This window comes from Moraxella caviae, assembly GCF_002014985.1.
Lineage (GTDB): Bacteria > Pseudomonadota > Gammaproteobacteria > Pseudomonadales > Moraxellaceae > Moraxella > Moraxella caviae.
The window spans coordinates 1-22,596 of the sequence record NZ_MUXU01000027.1 but is presented as its reverse complement, the minus strand read 5'-3'; the positions used below and the strand labels follow the sequence as shown (position 1 = coordinate 22,596).

Below are 22,596 nucleotides of genomic sequence, written 5' to 3'. Positions count from 1 at the left end.
TTTCATCTTAAACGCCGAACCTTTACAAGCACAATCCCTGCAGGTTGTTCAGACTTGAAAAAGCGATAGCAATCACTCACCTACCGCACTTCACCTCCGCCAAACACCACCCATTTTTGGGAAGTTAAGCCGTGCAAGCCCACAGGCCCGCGTGCGTGGATTTTGTCGGTGGAAATGCCGATTTCTGCGCCCAAACCATACTCAAAACCATCGGCAAAACGGCTGGACGCATTCACCATCACGCTTGATGAATCCACTTCACGGATAAATTTGCGGCTGTCGGCATAGTCATTGGTGATGATGACATCGGTGTGGTGGCTGCCGTAGTGGTTGATGTGGCTGATGGCAGCGTCAATATCCGCCACCACTTTCACCGCCAAAATCGGCGCAAGATATTCTGTCCACCAATCTTCTTCGCTGGCAACACTGATGTGATTTGCCAAATCGGCAGCATTTGCCAAGGCGCTTTGGGTTTGTGTACACACACGAAATTGCATCTTATCATCTGCTGCCACCATCGCACGCAGCACATCAGCAATTAACTCCGCCTTGTCTTGATGTACCAGCAACGTTTCCATCGTGTTACAAGTGCCATAACGAGACGTTTTAGCATTCACCGCCACCGAAATCGCCATCTCGTTATCCGCTGCCTTGTCAATAAAAGTGTGGCAATTACCGTCCAAATGCTTAATCACAGGCACTTTGGCGTTGGCGGCAATGCGCTCAATCAGCCCCCTGCCGCCGCGCGGAATCACCACGTCCACGCAGTCTGTCATGGTGATTAGGCTGTCCACCGCCGCACGGTCTGTCGTGGCAAGCACCTGCACACCGTCCATAGGCAAACCCACCGCCAAAAGCCCTTCGTGAATGCACGCAGCGATGGCTTGATTGGAATGAAAGGCTTCAGAGCCGCCACGCAAAATGATGGCATTGCCTGATTTGATGGCAAGACTTGCCGCTTCTAGCGTTACGTTTGGGCGGCTTTCATAAATCATGCCCACCACGCCAAGCGGCACACGCATTTTACCAAGACAAATCCCAGACGGACGGTACGTCATCTCGCTCATCTCGCCAATCGGGTCTTGCAAGGCGATGACGTCATTTAAACTTGCCACCATGCCATCAAAGCGTGCGTCCGTCAGCGCCAAGCGGTCAAGCAGCGCACTGTCCAGTCCGTTTTGCTCGCCCTTTGCCACGTCTTTGGCGTTTTCACTTAAAATGGCTGCTTTTTTGTCCAGCAAAACTGCCTTGATGGCAGCAAGCGCAGCGTTTTTGGTCTTGGTATCGGCAGCGGCAAGCGTGCGTGCGCATTGCTTGGCACGGCTGCCCACATCTTTCATGTATGAAGCGGTGTCGGTGATGGCGGTCATGAGTTTTCCTTATTTTCCTTATTTGTTCATCGTTTTGGCAAATGACGATACGCACAGTGATTAAACCGCCATCATACCGCAGCCAAGCACGACACGCAAGACAAAGCACGTCAATTTCGCCATCATCTTGGCAAATCAGAGCAAATCTTTAAAACTTACCAACAATCAACCCATTGACCGCCAATTTATCGCCACTCACCGCACCATTTACGCCAAAATTTTGCCGAACTTTCAGCAAACTTGCGCCAAATCGACCCAAAATTTGCAAAAATTATGTAAAATTGTCGCAAAGTGGCGAAAACCATTTGCCTTTTTGTGTCATTTTGGCGAAAATATAGGGTTAAAACATTCCGTGCTTATTTTATTAAGTTCTACTAATACAATTTTATAGAAAAATTATGACAGACTCTCGCCCGATCGCCCTTGATTTGCAAGACATTCACAAAAACTACGGCGCGCTAGAAGTGCTAAAAGGCGTATCTTTGACCGCCCATGATGGTGATGTCATCAGCATTTTGGGCTCGTCTGGCTCGGGCAAATCCACCCTGCTGCGCTGCATCAACTTGCTAGAAAAACCCAGCAGCGGTAAAATCATCGTGGGCAACGAAGAACTTGCGCTCAAGCCGCACAAAGGCGAGCTTGTCGCTGCCAACCCAAGACAGCTGGAAAAATTGCGTGCCAAAATCGGCTTTGTGTTCCAAAGTTTTAACCTATGGCCGCACAAAACCATCTTGCAAAACATCATTGAAGGCCCAACGCAAGTGCTTGGCGTATCTAAGACAGAAGCCACCAAAGAAGCCGAACGTTTGCTTGAAAAAGTGGGGCTTTTGGACAAAAAAGACGCTTATCCTGACAATCTGTCTGGCGGTCAGCGTCAGCGTGTGGCGATTGCCCGTGCGCTTGCCATGCGTCCGCAGGTGCTGCTGTTTGATGAGCCGACCAGTGCGCTTGACCCAGAGCTTGTCAATGAAGTGCTGACGGTCATGCGTGAGCTGGCTGCCGAAGGGCGCACCATGCTGATTGTTACGCACGAAATGCGCTTTGCTCGTGAAGTTTCTAGCAAAGTGGTGTTTTTGCACCAAGGGCGCATTGAAGAGATTGGCACGCCTGAAGAAGTTTTTGACAATCCAAAATCTGAGCGTGTGCGTGAATTTATGGCATCGCACCGCTGATTGGTATGTGAGAATTTGGCAAGTTTAATAACTTGATTTTAAATGATTTTTAACTTGATTTTTATCCAACGTTTAATCGCCTTTGCCAAATTACCAACTTAAACTTTAAAGCCGATTTTTATCTTTAGACTTATTTTTATCATCCATTTTAATCGTCAAAATATGGTCAAGCCATGCCCTTGAAGCCAAAAAAATCAAGCGCAAGCAGACCATCACTCTTGTAAAAGGATTCAACCCATGAAACACACCCTAAAATTTGCCGCAGCTGCTGCATTTGCCCTAAGCCTAAGCGCCTGTGGTGGCGACAAACCAGCCGAAACCGCAGCCGCGACTGACACTGGCGAGCGCACGCTACGCATCGCCACCGAAGCTGCCTACCCTCCGTTCAACGACACCAGCCCAGACGGCAAAATCATCGGCTTTGATGTGGACGTGATGAACGCTTTGTGCGAAGAGATGAAAGCCAAGTGTGAAATCGTTGCCCAAGACTGGGACGGCTTGATTCCGGGTCTTTTGGCGAACAAATACGACGCCATCATCGCAGGTATGTCTATCACCGAAGAGCGCTTACAACAAGTGGATTTCACCGAGCCATACTTTGCCAACACCATCGTTTGGCTTGCCAAAAATGACGGCAGCTTTGACCCAAATAACATCAGCAATTCGGTGCTTGGCGGACAACGCTCAACCACAGGCGCAGCGTACATCACCGAAAAATATGACGGCAAAGACGGCAACCGCGTCCAACTTTACGACACCTACACCAACGCTTATCTTGACATGAAAGCAGGTCGTAACGTTGCGGTGATGGCAGAAAAAGTGTCAGCAAGCGACTGGCTAAAACAAAACAACGAAGGCTTTGGCTTAGTTGGCGAAGAAATTGACAACAACGACAACATCGGTATCGCTGTGCGTAAAGGCGATGCGCTAAAAGCCGAGTTTGACGCTGCGCTTGCCGCCATCAAAGCCAATGGCACGCTAGAGAAAATCGAACAAGCCAACTTTAGCAACTAATCGCCCAAGGAGTGTACCATGAACATCAAATTGATGACTGCCGCTGTGGCAACCGCCCTGCTTGCTGCTTGTGGCGGCGACAAACCAGCCGAAACCAGTAATTCAGGCGAAAAATTCATTCGTATCGCCACCGAGTCAAGTTTTAAGCCGTTTAGCTATCTTGACAACCAAGGCAACTTGGTCGGCTTTGAGATTGACCTTGCCAATGCGCTTTGCGAAGAGATGAAAGCCAAGTGCGAAATCTCAAGCCAAGACTGGGACGGCTTGATTCCGGGTCTAAACGCTGACAAATTTGACGCCATCATGGCAGGTATGTCTGCCACGGCTGAGCGCGCGCAAGTGGTGGATTTTTCTGAGCCGTATTTTGACAACACCATCGTACTGATTGGCAAAAAAGGCGTAGACGCAGACGCGAACGCCCTAGCGGGTAAAACCGTAGCGGCGCAGCTTGCCACCGTGTCTGCTGACTGGGTGAGCGCAAACCAGCCACAAGCCACACTAAAAACCTACGACAAGCAAGACAACGCTTATCTAGATCTATCAGCAGGTCGTGCTGATGTGATGATGAGCGACATCGTGCCTGCACTGGACTGGCTAAAAACCGAAGCAGGTCAAGACTTTGAAGTCAAAGGCGAGCCGATTGACATTGGCGATACCGTTGCCATCGCTGTGCGTAAAGGCGATGCGCTAAAAGCTGAATTTGACGCTGCGCTTGCCGCACTAAAAACAAACGGCAAATACAACGAAATCGTTGGCAATTATTTTGACGCTTCGGTGGTTGGCAAATAATTGCACGCCGAGCAGATGATTTTATCATCAAAACAAATCCCCCTTGAGCAATCTTGGGGGATTTTTAGCGCTTACACCTTATCGATTATGCCTTGCCAACTTGCCAAATTTTAAAAAATCGCACGCCAAACCAATAAAAGATACACAAACACAACAAAAACGTGTATTATTAGAAAGTTTTACGCTCGTCAATACCGATTGAAACGAGCTTGGCGATATGCCAAATCAAACGAACAAAACCCAACCCATCACCACACAAGGAATTGTCTATGTTTAAACGCACTCTTACTGCACTTTTGGCGGCTTTTGCCTTGGCTGGCTGCAGCGGCGGCAACAGCACTGCCACCAACGAGCAAACCCTGCGCATTGCCACCGAAGGCGCGTACGCTCCATTCAACCACACCAACGCTGACAGCACGCTTGGCGGCTTTGACGTGGACATCACCCACGAGCTGTGCGCGCGCATGGCGGTAGAATGTCAAATCAGCGCCCAAGATTGGGACGGCATCATTCCTGCACTAAAAGGCGGTAAATTTGATGCCATCATCTCTGCCATGTCGGTTACGCCAGAGCGCAGCGAGCAAGTGGCATTCAGCGAGCCATATTACTCAAACAGCCTAGTATTTTTGGCACGCCAAGATTCTGCCTTTGACCCAAATAACGCAAGCGACATCGCAGGCGCTAAAATCGCCGCTCAAGGCTCAACCATCTCAAGCCAATGGCTAGAAGCGACCCACCCAAACGCCAAAGCCCAGTTGTATAACACGCTGGATAACGCCTTTTTGGACTTGGGCAATGGACGCGCGGACGCGATGGTGGCGGATTTATTGCCAGCTTTGACGTGGCTTGGCAGTGATTTGGGCAAAAATTTCACCATCAAAGGCGCACCGATTGACATCAACGACCACTTCGCCATCGCTGTCAATCCTGAAGATGCCGAACTTTTGGCGAAATTCAACCAAGCGCTTGCCGACATCAAGGCAGACGGCACTTATGATAAGCTGGTTACCGAACATTTTGGCGAAATGGCGGCAAACACCAGCAAATAAGTCAGTGCGCCAATTTGACACCAAAACCGACAAGCGCACATCGGCAAGCAAAAAAGTTTGCCGATAATCGCAAGTCTTGGTAAAATATGCGGTTTGGGATTGATTTTCCTGACTGCATATTTTGCTATTGTATTTTACTCATCTTTTTGTTTCACTCCATCATCACCATCACGGCACGCTGCATACCGTGGCGGCATTAAGGTAAAAGAACGTGTTTGACCTGCAAGGCTATGGCCCACTACTCTTACAAGGCACGATAGTTACCATCAAATTGGGACTGACAAGCCTAATTTTTGGGCTGTTGTTCGGTCTGCTTGGCGCACTTGCCAAACTCTCGGGCATTTGGATTTTTAAGAAACTTGCCGATATTTACACCACCGTTGTGCGTGGCATTCCTGAGCTGCTCGTGGTGTTTTTCATCTATTTTGGCGGCAGTGCCATCATCATGATGGTCGCCAAGCAGTTCAATTACACAGGTCGCATTGATGTCAGCCATTTTTGGGCGGGCGTGGCGGCGTTGTCCATCATGTTTGGCGCGTATGCCACCGAAGTTTTTCGTATGGCGATTGAAGAGATTCCAAAAGGACAATGGGAATCCGCTCAAAGCCTTGGTATGCGTCCATTTCAGACCTTTTGGCGCATTATTTTGCCGCAAATGTGGATGGTGGCGTTGCCGGGGCTTGGTAACTTGGCGCTGGTTTTACTCAAAGACACCGCTTTGGTGTCGGTCATCGGTCTAAAAGATTTGATGTATTTTAGTGCGCGTGCAGCACAGTCCACCCAGCAGGCATTCACCTTTTATTTGGCAGCAGCGCTGATTTATCTGTGCTTGACGATTGTCATCACCGCCTTGATGTCTTGGGGTGAGTGGCGCGCCAATCCTGCCGCCCGCTACGCCAAACGCCTAGCCGCTGGCAAAGGGGGTGCGTCATGAATTGGAATTGGCAAGCCATTTTCACTTATTTTCCAGATTTGCTCAAAGCGTCTGTTACCACCATTGAGCTGGTGGCGTTGTCGTGCGCTTTGGGCTTGGTGTTTGGCGTGATTTTGGGCTTGGTGCGCTCATCTAAAAACCCACTGATTGCCGCCTTGCCTTTTGCTTATATTTTCTTTTTTCGTGGCACGCCGCTGTTGGTGCAGATTTTCTTGATTTATTATGGTCTTGGGCAATTTGACATCGTCAGAGACAGCGTGCTGTGGGAGCCTGTGTTCAGCCAGCCGTACTGGTGCGCCATCATCGCCTTTACGCTAAATACGTCAGCCTACATCGCTGAAATCGTGCGTGGCGCGGTGGCTGCCGTGCCAAAAGGCGAGCTGGAAGCTGCGGACGCCATCGGTATGTCAAAATGGCAAAAACTGCGCCGCATCACCTTGCCACGCGCCTTTGGCATCATGGTGCCAGCCTACAGCAACGAAGTGATTTTTATGCTCAAAGGCAGTGCGCTGGCTTCTACCATCACGGTGGTGGATTTGACTTATACCGCCAAAGCTATCATCGCCAAGACCTACTTGCCGCTTGAGATTTATTTTGCCGCTGGCGTGATTTATCTGGTGATTTCGTGGGTGCTGCTGTTTGGCTTTAGAGTGTTTGAACGCTACATCAATAAGCACAAACGCTATGTGCCACAAGTCTTGGCGCAGTCTGCCGCCCAGCCGTAAATTTTCTATTTGGCATAAAAATAAACCCAAAACCAAGCGCAGGTTTTGGGTTTTTTGTTGGTCGGCGGTTGGATTGAGTGAAGTTGGTAAGTTGGGTTGAGCAGAGCGAAAACCCAACGTTTGAGTTTAAATTTACCCCATGGAATGTTGGGCTACGCTTCGCTAACCCAACTTACGACCAACCCAATTTACGGCTATCAACCAACCCACAAACCACCCAATCATTTTATCAAATTTCTCCAAAACAAACCCCACATCGCAGGGCTTGACCTTGGCGCGCAAAAGGCGTAGAGTATAAAACCTAACAAAAACAATCAGGACAACGCCATGAGCCAGCCGCAAGACGACAAATCCACCAAAAACGCAGTCATCAACCCATCGCACCCAAATTTTGAGCTGCACCAAGACCTAAAACTTTTGGGCGATTTGCTAGAAAAAACCTTAGCCGAGCAAGCCAATCCCAAATTACGAGAACACGTCGCCCACATCCGCACGCTGAGCCAAAAAATCCACCAAGACCCAAGCGCGCGTGGTGAGTTGAGCGACTTTTTTGGCAAGCTGCCAAACGATGAAATGCTGCCGCTGTCTCGTGCGTTGGCGCAGTTTTTGACGCTTGCCAACATCGCTGAGCAATACCACAAAGTGCGCCTGCGCCGCCGCCACGAAAACGACACCGCTACACTGACCCAAGACAACGCCCTAGAGCGTGTGTTTGCCGACATCAAAGACGCTGCCACCAGTGCGGACGACTTATACGCCACGCTGTGCAAGCTGTCCATTGAGCTGGTGCTGACCGCCCACCCCACCGAAGTCAGCCGCCGCACGCTGATTCAAAAATATGACGACATCAGCAGCTGCCTTGCTGAGCTGTCCGAGCGCAAACTCACCGACAGCGAGCGCGCGGACGCACTAGCACGCCTAGAGCGTGAAATTGTGGCGGCGTGGCACACCAATGAAATTCGCACCGTGCGCCCCACGCCTGTTGATGAAGCCAAATGGGGCTTTGCCACCATTGAAAATACGCTGTGGCAGACGGTGCCAAAATTTGTGCGTAAATTGGACGACTTAGCCTTTCACGCCTGCGGCAAACGCCTGCCCATCGGTGCTGCGCCTGTGCGCTTTGCGTCTTGGATGGGCGGCGACCGTGATGGCAACCCAAACGTTACCCACAGCGTTACCAACGAAGTCATCACCCAATCTCGGCTTGCCGCTGCCAAATTATACCTACAAGACATCGGCAATCTGCGCTGGGAGCTGTCCATGCAAGAATGCACGCCAGAATTTGCCGACAGCGTCAATCATCACAGCGAACCGTATCGTGAACGCCTGCGTAACATCAGAGATCGCCTGACCGCCACCGTGCGCTACCTAGACGCACGCCTGCGTGGCGAGCGCATGGACAGCACAGGCGTGATTACACATACCGATGAGCTGCTTGAGCCGCTGCTTGCCTGCCATCAATCGCTGGTGGCGTGCGGCATGACGCAGATTGCAGATGGCACGCTTTTAGACGTGATTCGCCGTGTGGGTGCGTTTGGCATTTCTATGGCACGCCTAGACATTCGCCAAGAATCCACTCGCCACACCGAAGCGCTGTCCGCCATCACGTCTTATCTGGGCTTGGGCGAATACGGCTCATGGAGCGAAGCCAGTAAGCGTGCGTGGCTGGTGAGTGAGTTGGCAAGTAAGCGTCCGCTCGTCAGCTCAAGCGTCTACAAAGCCGCCGCTGCAGGCCGTCTGAGCGAAGTGCTGGGCGAACAAGGCGACACCGCCCAAAACGAGCGTGTCCAAGAAGTGCTTGCCACGTTTCGTATGCTTGCCAGCCAGCCAAGCGATGCACTGGGTGCGTATGTGATTTCTATGGCGAAAAACGCCAGCGACATCTTGGCAGTCATGCTTTTACAAAAAGAAGCTGGCGTGAGTAAGCCCTTGCGTGTCGTGCCGCTGTTTGAGACGCTGGACGATTTGGGCAATGCCGCTGACACCATTGACAGCCTGCTTGCCATGCCGCTGTACAAATCCCGTATTCGCGGGCATTTAGAAATCATGATTGGCTATTCGGATTCTGCCAAAGACGCAGGATTTATGGCGGCAAACTGGGCGCAATACCGCGCTCAAGAAGCTCTGACTGCCATCGCCAAAAAACATGGCGTGCGCCTGACACTGTTTCATGGTCGTGGCGGCTCAGTCAGCCGTGGCGGTGCGCCCACCCATCAAGCGCTGTACGCACAGCCACCGGGGTCTATTGACGGCTCAATCCGTGTAACCGAGCAAGGCGAGATGATTCGTTTTAAATTTGGCTTGCCTGCCATCGCCATGCAAACGCTGGAAATCTACACCGCCGCCACGCTCAAAGCCACGCTGCTGCCACCGCCTGCACCAAAAGACGAGTGGCGTGCGCTCATGAACGAAATGACGCAAGTATCGCTGGGCAATTATCGGCAAGTGGTGCGTGAAACGCCTGATTTTGTGCGTTATTTGCGCACGGTTACACCAGAGCTGGAGCTGCAGCTTTTGCCGCTGGGTTCACGTCCTGCCAAGCGTGTGGCAAGCGGCGGCGTGGAAAGTCTGCGTGCGATTCCTTGGGTGTTTGCATGGACACAAATTCGCCTGATGTTGCCTGCGTGGCTTGGCACTGGCACGGCACTTTGGTGGGCGCTTGAGCATGATAAAAAGCCGCTGCTAGAAACCATGCTTAGCCAATGGCCGTATTTTCACACGCTCATTGATATGCTAGAGATGGTGCTTTTTAAGGCGGACGTGGACATTGCACATTATTATGAAAGTCATCTGACGGACGATAAAGCCTTGATTGAGCTTGGCGAAGTGCTGCGTGCGCGCTTGGCGGTGTCTATTGAAGTGCTTTTGACACTCAAGACTCAATCCGCCCTACTCAGCGACAACAGCGAACTGGAAAAAATCCTGCAACTGCGCCAGTCGTACCTGATGCCACTGCATTATTTGCAAGCAGAAATCATGCGCCGCCGCCGTGAATACATCGCCACTCATGAAAAAGCTGCCGACACGCCGCTGGATCAGGCGCTGATGGTGGCGATTGCTGGCATTGCCACAGGCTTGCGCAATACAGGCTGACGCTTAAAATGAATGGCGCATTTTGGCAAGGTATTTTTGATTTTTAGTTGTAAAGCACTTGCCAAAAGCACGCATTGACAGCTTGTCATCGCCACACCAAAGGTGTAAAATAGGCGGTATAAAGATATATTTTTTATGAATGTTCTTTGGGTGAAAGTTACCGCTAAACTTAGCACGGTTAAATTTTAACACGGTTGAGTTTTAGCGCGGTTAAACTTAGCACGGTTCAATTCAGCAAACGCTCAAGGCAATTCGCCAGACAAAGCAAATCAGCAAACGTCCAGCCAAATTGCCAAGCCTAAACCGCATTCGCCCAAATCCGTTAGCCCATGCAAACACGGCGATTCACCGTATTTGCCAATTTGAAGGAATGATTATGAAAGCACAACTAGCCCTACTGTCTTTGGCTGCACTTGGTTTGACTGCGTGCGGCGGCGATAAACCAGCCGAAACTCCAGCACCAGCTGAAACCGCTGCGCCAGCTGAAGCACCAGCACAAGAAGCCGCTGAAACTACTGAAGCGACCGAAGCGACAGAAACCACCGAAACTCCAGCCGAAGAAGCAAAAACTGAAGAAACGGCTGCTGTGGTGGACGAAAAATGCACCGCCATCGTAGAATCAGACGACAAAATGAAGTTCAACACCAGCACCTTGCAAGTGAACAAAGCCTGCCCAGAATTTGTGGTAACGCTAAAACACACTGGCAAAATGCCACGCGCTTCTATGGGTCATAACATCGTCATCACCAAAGCCGATGACGTAACCGCCGTAGCGGCAGATGGCGCAGCAGCAGGTGCAGCGGCTGGCTTTATCAAAGCTGGCGATGAGCGCGTGGTGGCTGCCAGCGAATTGATTGGCGGCGGCGAAGAAACCACTTTCACCATCGACCCAACCAAACTGACCGATGGCAATTACGAGTTTTTCTGCTCATTCCCGGGTCATGTGGGCGTGATGAAAGGCAAAGTTACTTTGGTTGAATCTTAATTCGCCAAGTCTTAATTGCTTGTATTTTAATTGCTTGTGTCTTGATTGGTTAAATTTTAATTCGCCAAGATTGACCTTTTAGCATCACAGCAAAAAACCCTGAAAATCGCTTTTTCAGGGTTTTTTGTTTGGGCGTTATGTAAAGATTTTAAAGATTTACTCAAAGCGCAATTTCACCAAATCCCATCACGCATCGGCAAATAGCCCATCAATCGCCGCTTTGTCAAATTGATATTCCGCACCACAAAATCCGCAATCCAGCGTCAAACTGCCGCCATGCGCTTGTAAGGCTTGAAGGGCTTCTTCATGCCCAAGCTGCACGATTGCGCCTGCGCTTTTATCATAAGAGCAAGTGCAAGCAAAATGCAGCGCCGCCGCGTCTGGCAACACCACATTTTCTTCGTGGTATAAGCGATACAACAGCTCGTCCGCTGGCAAATCGGTCAGCTCGTCAGGCGCGATGGTGGCGGTCAATGCCGACAAACGATCCCACAAATCAGGGTCAGCGTCTTTATCTTCGTCCGTGCGTGGCAATAATTGCACCAAAATCCCGCCTGCGCTGGTGTCGTTCGTGGCAAGTTTGATTAAGGTTGGAATCTGCGCTGATTGCTTTTGATAATGCGCCAAACACTCGCCCAAATCATCGCTCACACGCTCCACAATGCCTTGATAACTCTCGCCTTTTTCTGGGTGAATGCTGATGAACAGCACGCCTTGCCCAAGTTCGGCAAAGGCTTCGCGGCTTGTGCGCTTATCCGCCCACGCATCAGACGGCACAAAGCCCGCCAGCGCACGCACTGCGCCTGTGTGGTCGCACTCTGCCATCGCCCAATTAAGCAGGCTGGATTCGTCATTAGACTGCAGCTGAATGGACAGTTTGCCGTCAATTTTTAGCGTGCTGATGAGCAAACTTGCCGCCACCAGCATTTCACCCACCAGCGCACGCACCGCCGCAGGGTACGGCTTTTGGGCGATGACGATCTGATACGCGTCCGTCAGGCGTACCACGTCGCCACGCACAGGCGAATGCTCAATAAAAAAACGCTGACGCTGGTCGGTGTGAGTTGTTTGTTTGGTCATGTGTGAAATCCTATTGATTGAAACTTTGCCTTTAATGGGGGCGGATTTGTGGTTTGCAATGTGTGAGAATGTGTTAATGTGTGCAAAGCGCACAGTGCAAAATGGAAAATTTTTACTCAGCTCTTTACAAGCCGTGCATTTTGTTTTATCTTAATTCACATCGCAGTTACAAGGAAGTCTAAGCCAGCCATGCCAATAAACCGTTAAACAGCATTTTAATCACCCAACCATCAAACCAACGGCTCAAAACAAGGACGTGCTATGCTTTACACACCACAAACCACCCATTCGGCACAAAACTTCACCCTGACAGAAGGCTTCTCCCCTGCCGACACCGCTTATGGCTTTCCGCTGATTATCAAGCAGCTATTAAACCGCCCAAAAGCCGTCTCGCTTGACCAAAAAATCTACTACGCCGACAAGCGTGAATTTAGCTATCGTGAGTTTTTTGCTCGTATCAATCGCCTTGCCAATGTCTTGACAAGTCTAGGCTTACAAAAAGGCGATACGGTGGCGGTGATGGACTGGGACAGCCATCGTTACCTAGAAGCGTATTTTGCCATTCCGATGCTTGGCATGATTTTACAAACGGTAAACATCCGCCTATCGGACGATAAAATTCTCTACACCATCAATCATGCCAAACCAAAAGCCCTACTGCTTAATGGTGAATTTTTACCAATGATTGGTAATCGCGCCCATGACACACCAAGCATTGAACACGTCATCTGGCTGGACGATCACGGCACGCCTGCGCCAGAATTTACTGTGGGCGAATACGAAAATTTGCTGGATAAAGCAAGCGATGCGTTTGATTTTCCTGATTTTGACGAAAACACCATCGCCACGATTTTTTATACATCTGGCACAACAGGCAACCCAAAAGGCGTGTTTTTTAGCCATCGCCAAATCGTCTTACACGCGATGGGCGTGATTGCTGGAGCAGCGCTTAACCCCGACCAAGTAGGACTGCGATACAGCGATGTGTATATGCCGATTACACCAATGTTTCATGTCAATGGCTGGGGCATTCCTTATGTGGCAACCATGATTGGTTTAAAACAAATTTACCCCGGTCGTTACATTCCAAGTTTGCTTGTGGATTTGGTTGCCAAGCACAAAGTGAGCTTTACCCACTGCGTGCCGACCATCTTGCAGATGATGCTAAAAGAAGGACAAGCGCGTGATTTTGATTTTGGCGGGCTAAAAATGATCATTGGCGGCTCACGCTTGACAGAAGGACTTGCCAAAGCCGCCCTTGCCAGTGGTATTGAAGTCTTTACCGCCTATGGCATGAGCGAGACTTGCCCTGTGATTACGGTGGCAACTTTTGACACCAAAGAGCCTTTGACGGTGGAAAATTCACTTGCCATTCGCACCAGTACAGGCACACCTGTCCCGCTGGTGGATTTGCAAATTTGGGCGGATACAGGCGCAGCACAGCCCCAAGACGGCGAAAGCGTGGGCGAAGTGGTGGTGCGTACGCCTTGGCTGACGCAAAGTTACTTTAAAAATCATGACGCAGGCAACGAGTTGTGGACGGGTGGCTATCTGCACACTCAAGACATCGCCCACATGAATGCCAAAGGCATGATAAAAGTAACTGACCGCCTAAAAGACGCCATCAAATCAGGCGGTGAGTGGGTGTCGTCTTTGGAGATTGAGACGATTTTATCCTTGCACCCAAGCGTGGCGGATATTGCGGTGATTGGCGTGCCTGACGACAAATGGGGCGAGCGTCCGCTGGCATTGGTGGTTAAAAAGCCGAATTTTGATGACGTCAGCCCTGATGACGTACTGGCACTTGCCGAGCAGGCCTTTGAGCGCGGCATTATCCCCAAATATGGCATTCCAAGCCTGCTTAGATTTGTGGAGCAAATCCCAAAAACCAGTGTCGGCAAACACGACAAAAAAGTCATTCGCCAGCTGGTGGCAGATGGGCAATTATGATTGGCGTTTCAACCAAAAGCGTAGCAGCTGCTGCGCTTTTTATATTTTCAACCACTGAAAACAACCATATCTTGCCTTTGCTTATTCCAAAACATCATACTATTATGCAAAAATAGCAAATTGACAAGATTTTTTCAGCCTTTATAATGGGTTGGTGGATTTTTGGTGTTGGGTTATTCTATTTTTGCATTAAGACGCATTTGCCGTTGGTAAATTTTGGTAAAAAATCCATAAATATCAAGGCTTTGAGTGATTTTTCCCGAGCGTTTTAGCTTACCGAGATTTGCTTGCCAATAATCCCAAAACCCAACCATCACATCAATAACCACCACTGAGCAGACGATTTTAACGACAAACAAACCACATTTTACGCACATCAATTTTAAAACAACACCGAGCCAATTATGACTGCTGCATTTGATTTTAGCGACCACAGCGCATTTTTAACCACCATCAAAACCCTTGCCCAAGAAACTCTTAGCCCAAAAGTTTTAGACATTGACAAAGGCTATTATCCGCTTGATGAGATGGCGGTGCTGGGCAAGGCTGGCTTGTTTGCGCCACATCTGAACGAATACGGCAACCGCTTTGATTTGGCGATTTTGGCGAATGCGCAAGTGGGACGTGTCTGCGGCACAACCGCGTTTTTGACGTGGTGTCATCAAGTGATGGGGCTGTATTTGGATCAGTCAAACAATGCTGCGCTCAAAGGCGAATTTCTTGCCAATCACACCCTAGCCAACACCTTTGGCGGCACAGCATTATCAAACCCCATGAAAACGTGGGCGAACATTGAAACCATGAAATTCACCGCCAAAAAAGACGGCAACGGCTACAAAATCTCAGGCATTTTGCCATGGATTAGCCACATCAAAGACGGACAATATTGCGGTGCGGTTGCCAAAATTGACGGCACCGAAGACGAAATCTTTTTCTTACTACACTTTGACAAAGCGCGCGCTGGCACTTGGCAGCTGCACGCCTGCCCAGAATTTAGCGGCATGGAAGGCTCAAGCACCCTGCGCATCGAGCTGACCGAATACCCAATCAGCAGCGATGACATCATCGCAAACCCTTGTAAAGACTACATCACACGCATTCGTGGCGCATTTGTACTCATGCAAATGGGCATTGGCGCTGGCATTATTTTGGGGGCGATTGACGACATCAAGCAAGGCACTGCCGTGAGTAACGCCTATTTGCAAGACCAAGCAGGCAATCTGACTGCCGAGCTTGACGCGCTGGTGGCACGCACCGCTGAGCTTGCCAAAACGCCATTTAACACCGACAAAGACTTTTTCTTAGACGTGCTAAACGTGCGTGAACAAGGCGCACTGCTTGCCCTGCGTGCCACTCAAGCTGCCATGCTGCACCAAGGCGCAAAAGGCTATCTGATGACAGCTGCACCACAGCGCCGCTTGCGTGAAGCGCAGTTTGTGGCGATTGTTACGCCTGCCATCAAGCATTTGCGCTATCTATCACATCAGCTGATGGGCGAGCCTGCCGTAAAGCGTGATATTGAATTTTATATTTGATATTGCCAAAAATATCCGCTCAAACGGTAAAATTTTTATCAACGTTTGTACGCCTTTGTTTGGCTTTGGCTGTAAATCGGCTTGGCAAATTTGATTGGCAAATTGACTTAAAAATTCGCTTAAAAAGTTGGCTTGGAAAGTTGGCTTGGAAAGTTGGCTTGGAAAGTTGGCTTGGAAAGTTGGCTTGGAAAGTTGGCTTGGAAAGTTGGCTTGGAAACTAAAAAACCGCCAACGTAAAAAGGCGTAATGCAACTGCAAGCCATTTACCAAAATCGCCAACCATTGCCAAACTTACCAAACAAAGCGCACAAACCCAAAACAACCCACAAAATCACACATGACCACCATGACAAACAGCACCCAACCCACAGACGGACGTGGCGCATGGCGTAAATTCATCTGCCTTGCTTGCGGCTACATTTATGACGAACAATTTGGCGACCCAGAAGACGGCTTGCCTGCTGGCACACGCTTTGAAGACATTCCAGACGACTGGCAATGCCCACTGTGCGGCGTGCGCAAATCCGACTTTGAGCCGTATGACGAACCCAGCGAAGACACCGACCCTGCTGCCGCCATCTTTAACAGCAGCAAAAAAGGCGTGGTGATTGTCGGTGCTGGCTTGGCAGGCTGGAGCGTGGTGGACGCCATTCGTGCGCTGGATAAAGACATTCCCATCACGCTCATCGCAGGCGACAGTGCCGACCGCTACCACAAGCCCATGCTGTCAGTCGCCATTTCCCAAGGCAAAACGCCAAGCGATTTGGTACGCACCACAGGCACACAGTCGGCACTGGATAATAACGTGCGCCTGCTTGCCAATACTTTCGTCACGCACATCAACACCGACACACAGACGCTGTCCACCACGCGCGGCAATGTCGGCTATGCAGATTTGGTGCTTGCCATCGGTGCTGAGCCTGCTTATCCACCAACCATCGCCAAAGATGTGGCGTGGCACGTCAATAATTTGGCACGTTTTGGGGAATTTGCCCAGACTTTGGATAAGCCAAAACACATCGCCATCGTTGGTGCTGGCATGGTCGGTACAGAGCTTGCCGAAGATTTGAGCAACGCTGGGCATCAGGTGAGCTTGATTGACGTACACGCACAGCCTTTGGCGGCAATGCTGCCGAGCGTGGCGGGCGAGCGGATTTTGGCTGCCGTGCGTGCGCTTGGCGTGAATTGGCTTGGCAAGACGCTGGTGCAAGGCGTTGAGCGCACCAAAGACGGCTGCGTTATTAGCCTAGCGGATTGCACCGATGACAGCACACGCACGCTGATTACCGATGAAGTGGTGGTGGCGACAGGACTTTTGGTGAATGAGCGCCTGCCTGTGCGTGCTGGCATTGCCTTTGATAAGCGCACTGGCATTGCGGTCAATCACAAAACCCTACAAACCACCGTGCCGCACATCTATGCGCTGGGCGACTGCATCAGCGTGGATGGCGAGCCGTGCCGCTATGTCGCACCGCACCGTGCGCAGGCGAACGCCATCGCCCACGAAATCCTAAATCTGCCACATTCAGGCTATGAGCATAAGCCGCCGATGATTCGCCTAAAAAATAAATCCATCAGCGTTACGGCAAATGGTCGTCCGCGCGCAGATGGCGACTGGCGTGTGGTGAGCGAAACAGACAGCGAGCTTGGCCTTGAGATGTATCAAGATGGCGAAATGATTGCCAAGGCTTTATTAAAACTGCCGAACGCTTGACGGCTGTCATTCGCACAATGAATAAAACACCTGTCAGGTTGGCAGGTGTTTTGCTGTGGGTGGCTTGTAAGTTTGGTTGGTGGGGTGTGGTTTGGTATTGTGGATAATTTATTGGGTTTGTTGGGGTTTTGGTTTTCTTAATCCAGCTTACAGGCTGATAATCAGCTGATCACCAATATTCTTAATCACGAGTTTTTTATCTTCTAAACCTAATTCAAAACCAAAATTAACACCATATTCATTGATTAGCCCAAGGACGTCTTGAACAACCAACCCTTTTTTAAGACCCAAAAGTCCAGATAGGTCTTGTATTTCAATCACGCCATGATCACCCATATCAATTTTGCGTAAGTTATTTCCTAGGTCAATATCTAGCGTTTCTCCGTCTTGATTGGTGGATAACGTTATGCTGAATTTTTCAAAAATCAGACAAATATCCATAATGTCATCTAATGAAAAATTTTCAGTATTTCTATGTTCAAAATAAACCCCAGCTTGTATTCGATGAAGCGAATCGCCAATCAGCGTTTGAAATTCATTCATACCATTTTCCTAGAGCTGTTTTTACAAATGTATTATCAACCCGCAAACCCAGTTAGCAGCAGCGCAACCCAGAGTTTTTAAGATAAATCATTGAATTTGCTGGGTTTTCACAAGCTCAGCCCAACCTACTATCTGGCTTACAAATTAAACAAACCAACTCTCACCCACCATACTTTTTATCCAAAACATAATGCAAATACCCACCGCCCAAGCCTAATGCAAAATCCAGCGCCACACGTGGTGCGCCCACTATTTTGTGGTGCTGATTATCTTGCATGGCAAATAAATGATAATAAACTAAAAATCCCAAAAACGACAAGGCGCAAACCATCAGCCATACTTTTTTATCGTTTGCCAACAACCTTGGCACCAAAACCACCGCAAAAAATATCAACAGCACCACATTCATCACTCACCCCACCCAAAAATCCGCCGCCAAAATCCCCAAAAGCGCGCCCATCGCCAAAACCATCGCCACTTTTGGGCGTTTGGCGTGGCGTTTGATGTCTTGATAAATATCCATCATCAGCGGAATAAATTCTTGAAAAATTAAAAGAAATTTCATCATTCACCCATTTTTTGTTTGTATACTCTGGCACAGCGGTTTGCCACGAGCATAATCAGAGCAAATTGTCCGATACACAGCGCACAAAACAACCCAAACACAAGACCAGAGCGCATCATGCCCAGCTGAACAAAACACCCATACGACACCACGATTGCAATTTGCGCACCCAGCCAATGCAGCACTTTACGAGTCTTTGTGATGGACGCCCAAACTTTTTGATGGTAAAAAATTTGCACCATACGCCAAAAGAACAGCACTGGTGCCAGCGCAAGCACCGCATACACCCACACAGCCACATCAAATCCTGTAAACTTATTCATGACGATAAGGATTTGCACGACTACCATCATGCCGAGCAGACTTATCCAATTGCCATGCTCATCATTTAGCTTAATTGTTTTGTTTGCTGGTTGTTTTATCGGCATTATGCGTCATCGCCGTCCTTATTTTTCATCAAATACTTTCAAACCCACCCTTCTCATCATAACCCAACTTTCTTACACAATTTACCAAATCCAGCGCAGGTTTTGTAAATTATCGTGTACTATTGTTCACTATTTACCAGCGTTTGGCAAGCGAATTTCAAAACCGACATTTAATGCCATCAAGCCCACTCACACCCCGCCCAAAACCCAATCAAAGAATATAAATATTCCAATTCATCATAAACCTTTGGCGTACTTTCTTATGCAAATTTTATATAATGGCGCGGTATTTTTATCCGTATAAAAGAATAAGCAAACCATGCCAAACATTTTTCGCCCCTTTGATACCGACAGCACTTTAGGCTGCACCTGTGGCAATCACAAAAGCCAAGCCGAATGCGACAGCGCGCGTCATTTTGCGCTCAATCAAAACACCCAAGAAAGCAGCCAAATTGAAGCGGCAAGCACCGATTTTATTGAAGCGGCGGCGGTAAAAGCCCTGTTTCCGCACGAGCCGACACGCCGCGCCTTTTTGGCAAGTGTGGGCAAATCCACCGCCATGGCAGCCGTTGCCAGCGTTTTGCCGCTTGCCACGCTCCAAGAAGCCGCCGCGCTTGACCGCCTGTGCCCAGAAAAGAAAAATCTCACCATCGGCTTTATTCCCATCATTTGCTCCACGCCGCTCATCATGGCAGACCCTTTGGGCTACTATGCCGAACAAGGGCTAAACGCAAGCCTTGTCAAGCGTGCAGGCTGGGCGCTGGTGCGCGATCAGATGATGAATCGTGAGCTTGATGCCGCGCATTTTCTTGCGCCCATGCCGCTTGCCATCTCGCTGGGCGCAGGCTCTGCCAAGCAAGACATGAAAGTGGCGTGCATTCAAAACGTCAATGGGCAAGCGCTCGTCATGGCGCTCAAGCACAAGGACAACCGCGACCCAAGAAACTGGAAAGGCATGACTTTCGCCATTCCGTTTGAGCATTCCATGCACAATTATCTGCTGCGCTATTTTCTGGCGGAATACGGGCTAGACCCCGACCGTGATGTCAAGCTGCGCCTAACCACGCCGCCTGATATGATTGCCAACCTAAAAGCGGGTAATATTGACGGATTTTTTGGCCCTGAGCCGTTCAACCAACGTGCCGTGTGGGATAAAGCAGGCTACATTCACACGCTATCTCGTGATATTTGGAATGGACACCCTTGTTGCTCGTTTGGCACATCGCAAAGTTTCATCAGCGACAATCCGCAGTCGTTTTTGGCGATGTATCGCGCGATTTTGAAAGCGAACGTGATGGCGAATAAGCCTGAAATGAAGCGTGAACTTTCCAAAATCCTTGCGCCAGCCAACTACCTAAACCAGCCAGAACTCGTCATTCGCCAAAGCCTGACAGGCCGCTTTGCCGATGGCGTGGGCAAAGTACAAGACGTGCCAGACCGCACAGGATTTGATGCGATGCCTTGGCATTCTTTGGCGGTGTGGATGCTCACGCAAATGAAACGCTGGGGCTACATCAAGGGCAACGTCAATTATCACACGCTTGCCGAGCAGGTGTTCTTACTCACTGACGCCAAAAAACAAATGGCGGCAATGGGTTATCAGTTTGCCAACGAAAAATCCATCACCGTGATGGGCAAGCGTTTTGACCCTGCCAAGCCTGACGCTTATTTGAATAGCTTTAAAATCAAAAAATCCTAATTTTGCACCAATTTACCGTACCGTTTATGACATTTTTTAGTAAACTTAGCGCCCAAACCAAAGCCTACTTGCTCACCGCCGCCATCGTGCTTGGTGTGCTTGGCGTTTGGCAAATGGCGACCTTGCCCACGCAAATCACCGCACCGACCGACCCTATTGCCCTAGAATACGAAGTGCTGATGGGCAACATTCCAGAACACACGCCAGCGGGCGCGGTTTTGGCAAGTCAGCCGACCGAATTTCCAAGTCCAGCACGCTTTGCCGCCACCGCTTATGAGCATTTGTCCGACCCTTTTTATGACAAAGGACTCAACGACAAAGGCATTGGCATTCAGCTGATGTACTCCATCGCGCGGGTGCTGGCGGGGTTTTTCTTGGCGATGATTGTTGCTATTCCGCTGGGATATTTGCTGGGTATCAGCTCGGTGATGAATAAAGCAATCTCGCCTTTTGTGCAGCTGCTCAAGCCGATTTCGCCTTTGGCGTGGATGCCGATTGCGCTTTACACCATCAAAGATTCTAATTTATCGAGCATTTTTGTGATTTTTATTTGCTCAATCTGGCCAATGCTGACGAACACCGCCTTTGGTGTGGCAAGCGTGCGCCGTGAGTGGCTTAATGTCGCCAAGACCCTAGAAGTGCCGCCACTCACCAAGGCGACCAAAATCGTGCTGCCGGCCGCTGCGCCCACCATCGTTACAGGTATGCGCATTTCTATGGGCATTGCGTGGCTTGTGATTGTCGCCGCTGAAATGCTTGTGGGTGGTACTGGCATTGGCTATTTTGTGTGGAATCAGTGGAATAATTTATCCATCGCCAACGTCGTCTTTGCTGTGCTGATGATTGGCGTGGTGGGCATGGTGCTTGATTGGCTGTTTGCACTGCTACAAAAAAAGGTGAGCTACACCGAATAAGGCGCACTGCCAGATTTCGCCACAAATTGAATGATTTCAAGAAGTTAGCACATTATTTGACATAAATTTAACACAAGTTTGGCAATTTTACCAAGCTCAATAAAACAAAAAACATCATGAACGACACCACCTTAATCAGCGTACAAAACCTATCCAAACGCTACGCCAAAGACGCACCAAACGTCTTTGAAAACGTCAATTTTGACATCAAAAAGAACGAATTTATCTGCCTAATTGGACATTCTGGCTGCGGCAAATCCACCATTTTGAACGCCTTGGCAGGACTTGAGCGCCAATCTGGCGGCACCATCAGCATGGAAGGCGTGGAAGTGAGCGGCCCAAGTCTTGAGCGTGGCGTGGTGTTTCAGTCGCACGCTTTGCTGCCGTGGCTGAGCGTGGCGGATAACATCGGCTTTGCCATTGACGCTAAATTTCCAAACATCAGCAAGGACGAAAAACGTGCCAAAATCCAGCATTATCTGTCGCTCGTGGGGCTTGGCGGTGCGCTGGATAAAATGCCGTCTGAGCTGTCTGGCGGCATGAAGCAGCGTGTGGGCATTGCGCGCGCTTTTGCCACTGAGCCAAAAATGCTCTTGATGGACGAGCCGTTTGGTGCACTGGACGCACTCACACGCGGCAACATCCAAGATGAGCTGGTAAAAATCATTGAAGACACACACCAGACGGTGTTTATGATTACCCATGACATTGACGAAGCGATTTTGCTGGCTGATCGCATTTTTTTGATGAGCAATGGGCCGCGCGCCTGCCTTGCAGAGATTGTCGTCAATACGCTGCCACACCCCAGAAGCCGTGAGCAAATCCACCACGACCAAGGCTACTACCGCATTCGCAATCATCTGCTGGACTTTTTGGTGCATCGCAGTAAAAAACTGCAAGCCGAAACCGACCGCCCCGCCCAGCCAAAAGTGGTGTACCCCGCGCGGGATAATTGGGATTTGTTATAAATTCTCTGAAAAAATGGTTGTTAGAATTGTAAGCTAGGTTAGCGAAGCGTAACCCAACCTTGTATCTTC

The 22,596-nt window shown here is 49.6% G+C and carries 20 protein-coding genes; 14 read left to right on the top strand and 6 right to left on the bottom strand.

Translation table 11 applies throughout. The annotated features are described in order from the left end of the window. Positions 1 to 80: 80 nt before the first annotated feature. Entirely contained in the window at positions 81 to 1,370 is a 1,290-nt protein-coding gene (locus B0181_RS04250; RefSeq protein ID WP_078276250.1) for a glutamate-5-semialdehyde dehydrogenase, read from the bottom strand. 398 nt (positions 1,371 to 1,768) lie between these two features. On the opposite strand from B0181_RS04250, the gene B0181_RS04245 reads away from it, so the two are divergent. The 7 genes from B0181_RS04245 to ppc all read left to right on the top strand — a co-directional run bounded on the left by B0181_RS04245 (position 1,769) and on the right by ppc (position 10,146). After that, positions 1,769 to 2,542: an ABC transporter ATP-binding protein gene (locus B0181_RS04245; protein WP_078276249.1), complete on the top strand. Its 774-nt coding sequence runs from the start codon at positions 1,769 to 1,771 to the stop codon at positions 2,540 to 2,542. A 237-nt stretch (positions 2,543 to 2,779) separates the two neighbouring features. Beyond that, the gene (locus B0181_RS04240; protein ID WP_078276248.1) at positions 2,780 to 3,556 is read left to right on the top strand and encodes a transporter substrate-binding domain-containing protein; all 777 of its coding nucleotides are present in this window, start codon (positions 2,780 to 2,782) and stop codon (positions 3,554 to 3,556) included. A gap of 18 nt (positions 3,557 to 3,574) precedes the next feature. Further along, positions 3,575 to 4,345 (top strand): transporter substrate-binding domain-containing protein, encoded by a 771-nt coding sequence (locus tag B0181_RS04235; protein WP_078276247.1) that lies wholly within the window; start codon positions 3,575 to 3,577, stop codon positions 4,343 to 4,345. 269 nt (positions 4,346 to 4,614) lie between these two features. Then, on the top strand, positions 4,615 to 5,394 hold the full coding sequence (locus B0181_RS04230; protein WP_078276246.1) for a transporter substrate-binding domain-containing protein: 780 nt from the start codon (positions 4,615 to 4,617) through the stop codon (positions 5,392 to 5,394). Positions 5,395 to 5,605: 211 nt separating this feature from the next. Continuing rightward, positions 5,606 to 6,328, top strand: a complete 723-nt coding sequence (locus B0181_RS04225) for an ABC transporter permease (protein ID WP_078276245.1) — start codon at positions 5,606 to 5,608, stop codon at positions 6,326 to 6,328. Beyond that, entirely contained in the window at positions 6,325 to 7,053 is a 729-nt protein-coding gene (locus B0181_RS04220; protein WP_078276244.1) for an ABC transporter permease, read from the top strand. The genes B0181_RS04225 and B0181_RS04220 overlap by 4 nt, the downstream gene beginning before the upstream one ends. A gap of 327 nt (positions 7,054 to 7,380) precedes the next feature. Continuing rightward, positions 7,381 to 10,146 carry a phosphoenolpyruvate carboxylase gene (gene ppc, locus B0181_RS04215; protein ID WP_078276243.1) on the top strand — a complete coding sequence of 922 codons (2,766 nt, stop codon included), beginning with the start codon at positions 7,381 to 7,383 and terminating at the stop codon, positions 10,144 to 10,146. Here the strand turns inward: ppc and B0181_RS12045 are convergent. Beyond that, positions 10,089 to 10,235: a hypothetical protein gene (locus B0181_RS12045; RefSeq protein ID WP_158078930.1), complete on the bottom strand. Its 147-nt coding sequence runs from the start codon at positions 10,233 to 10,235 to the stop codon at positions 10,089 to 10,091. The two genes, ppc and B0181_RS12045, sit on opposite strands and share 58 nt — an antisense overlap. Before the next feature lie 287 nt (positions 10,236 to 10,522). Here B0181_RS12045 and azu point away from each other — a divergent pair, with 287 nt between their 5' ends. Further along, a complete protein-coding gene (gene azu, locus B0181_RS04210; RefSeq protein ID WP_078276242.1) occupies positions 10,523 to 11,131 on the top strand; it encodes an azurin in 609 nt (202 codons plus the stop codon). Between the two features lie 186 nt (positions 11,132 to 11,317). On the opposite strand, the gene hslO is transcribed toward azu, so the two are convergent. Continuing rightward, positions 11,318 to 12,211, bottom strand: coding sequence for an Hsp33 family molecular chaperone HslO (hslO, locus tag B0181_RS04205; RefSeq protein WP_078276241.1), 894 nt, complete (start codon positions 12,209 to 12,211; stop codon positions 11,318 to 11,320). A gap of 261 nt (positions 12,212 to 12,472) precedes the next feature. Between hslO and B0181_RS04200 the strand changes: the two genes are divergently transcribed. From B0181_RS04200 to B0181_RS04180, 3 genes are all read left to right on the top strand, one after another. Continuing rightward, positions 12,473 to 14,161, top strand: coding sequence for a fatty acid--CoA ligase (locus tag B0181_RS04200; protein WP_115338096.1), 1,689 nt, complete (start codon positions 12,473 to 12,475; stop codon positions 14,159 to 14,161). A 404-nt stretch (positions 14,162 to 14,565) separates the two neighbouring features. Then, a complete protein-coding gene (locus tag B0181_RS04190) occupies positions 14,566 to 15,696 on the top strand; it encodes an acyl-CoA dehydrogenase family protein (RefSeq protein WP_078276239.1) in 1,131 nt (376 codons plus the stop codon). Between the two features lie 346 nt (positions 15,697 to 16,042). After that, positions 16,043 to 17,410, top strand: a complete 1,368-nt coding sequence (locus B0181_RS04180; protein WP_078276285.1) for an FAD-dependent oxidoreductase — start codon at positions 16,043 to 16,045, stop codon at positions 17,408 to 17,410. 147 nt (positions 17,411 to 17,557) lie between these two features. On the opposite strand, the gene B0181_RS04175 is transcribed toward B0181_RS04180, so the two are convergent. The 3 genes from B0181_RS04175 to B0181_RS04165 all read right to left on the bottom strand — a co-directional run bounded on the left by B0181_RS04175 (position 17,558) and on the right by B0181_RS04165 (position 18,946). Next, entirely contained in the window at positions 17,558 to 17,953 is a 396-nt protein-coding gene (locus B0181_RS04175) for a hypothetical protein (protein WP_078276237.1), read from the bottom strand. 412 nt (positions 17,954 to 18,365) lie between these two features. Next, a complete protein-coding gene (locus tag B0181_RS12040; protein ID WP_158078929.1) occupies positions 18,366 to 18,518 on the bottom strand; it encodes a hypothetical protein in 153 nt (50 codons plus the stop codon). Then, the gene (locus B0181_RS04165) at positions 18,518 to 18,946 is read right to left on the bottom strand and encodes a hypothetical protein (RefSeq protein WP_078276235.1); all 429 of its coding nucleotides are present in this window, start codon (positions 18,944 to 18,946) and stop codon (positions 18,518 to 18,520) included. Before B0181_RS04165 ends, B0181_RS12040 begins: the two co-directional genes overlap by 1 nt. 319 nt (positions 18,947 to 19,265) lie before the next feature. On the opposite strand from B0181_RS04165, the gene B0181_RS04160 reads away from it, so the two are divergent. The 3 genes from B0181_RS04160 to B0181_RS04150 all read left to right on the top strand — a co-directional run bounded on the left by B0181_RS04160 (position 19,266) and on the right by B0181_RS04150 (position 22,527). Continuing rightward, positions 19,266 to 20,645 (top strand): CmpA/NrtA family ABC transporter substrate-binding protein, encoded by a 1,380-nt coding sequence (locus B0181_RS04160; protein ID WP_078276234.1) that lies wholly within the window; start codon positions 19,266 to 19,268, stop codon positions 20,643 to 20,645. Between the two features lie 26 nt (positions 20,646 to 20,671). Beyond that, entirely contained in the window at positions 20,672 to 21,559 is an 888-nt protein-coding gene (ntrB, locus tag B0181_RS04155) for a nitrate ABC transporter permease (RefSeq protein ID WP_078276233.1), read from the top strand. Positions 21,560 to 21,672: 113 nt separating this feature from the next. Beyond that, positions 21,673 to 22,527, top strand: coding sequence for an ABC transporter ATP-binding protein (locus B0181_RS04150; protein ID WP_078276232.1), 855 nt, complete (start codon positions 21,673 to 21,675; stop codon positions 22,525 to 22,527). Positions 22,528 to 22,596: the final 69 nt, after the last annotated feature.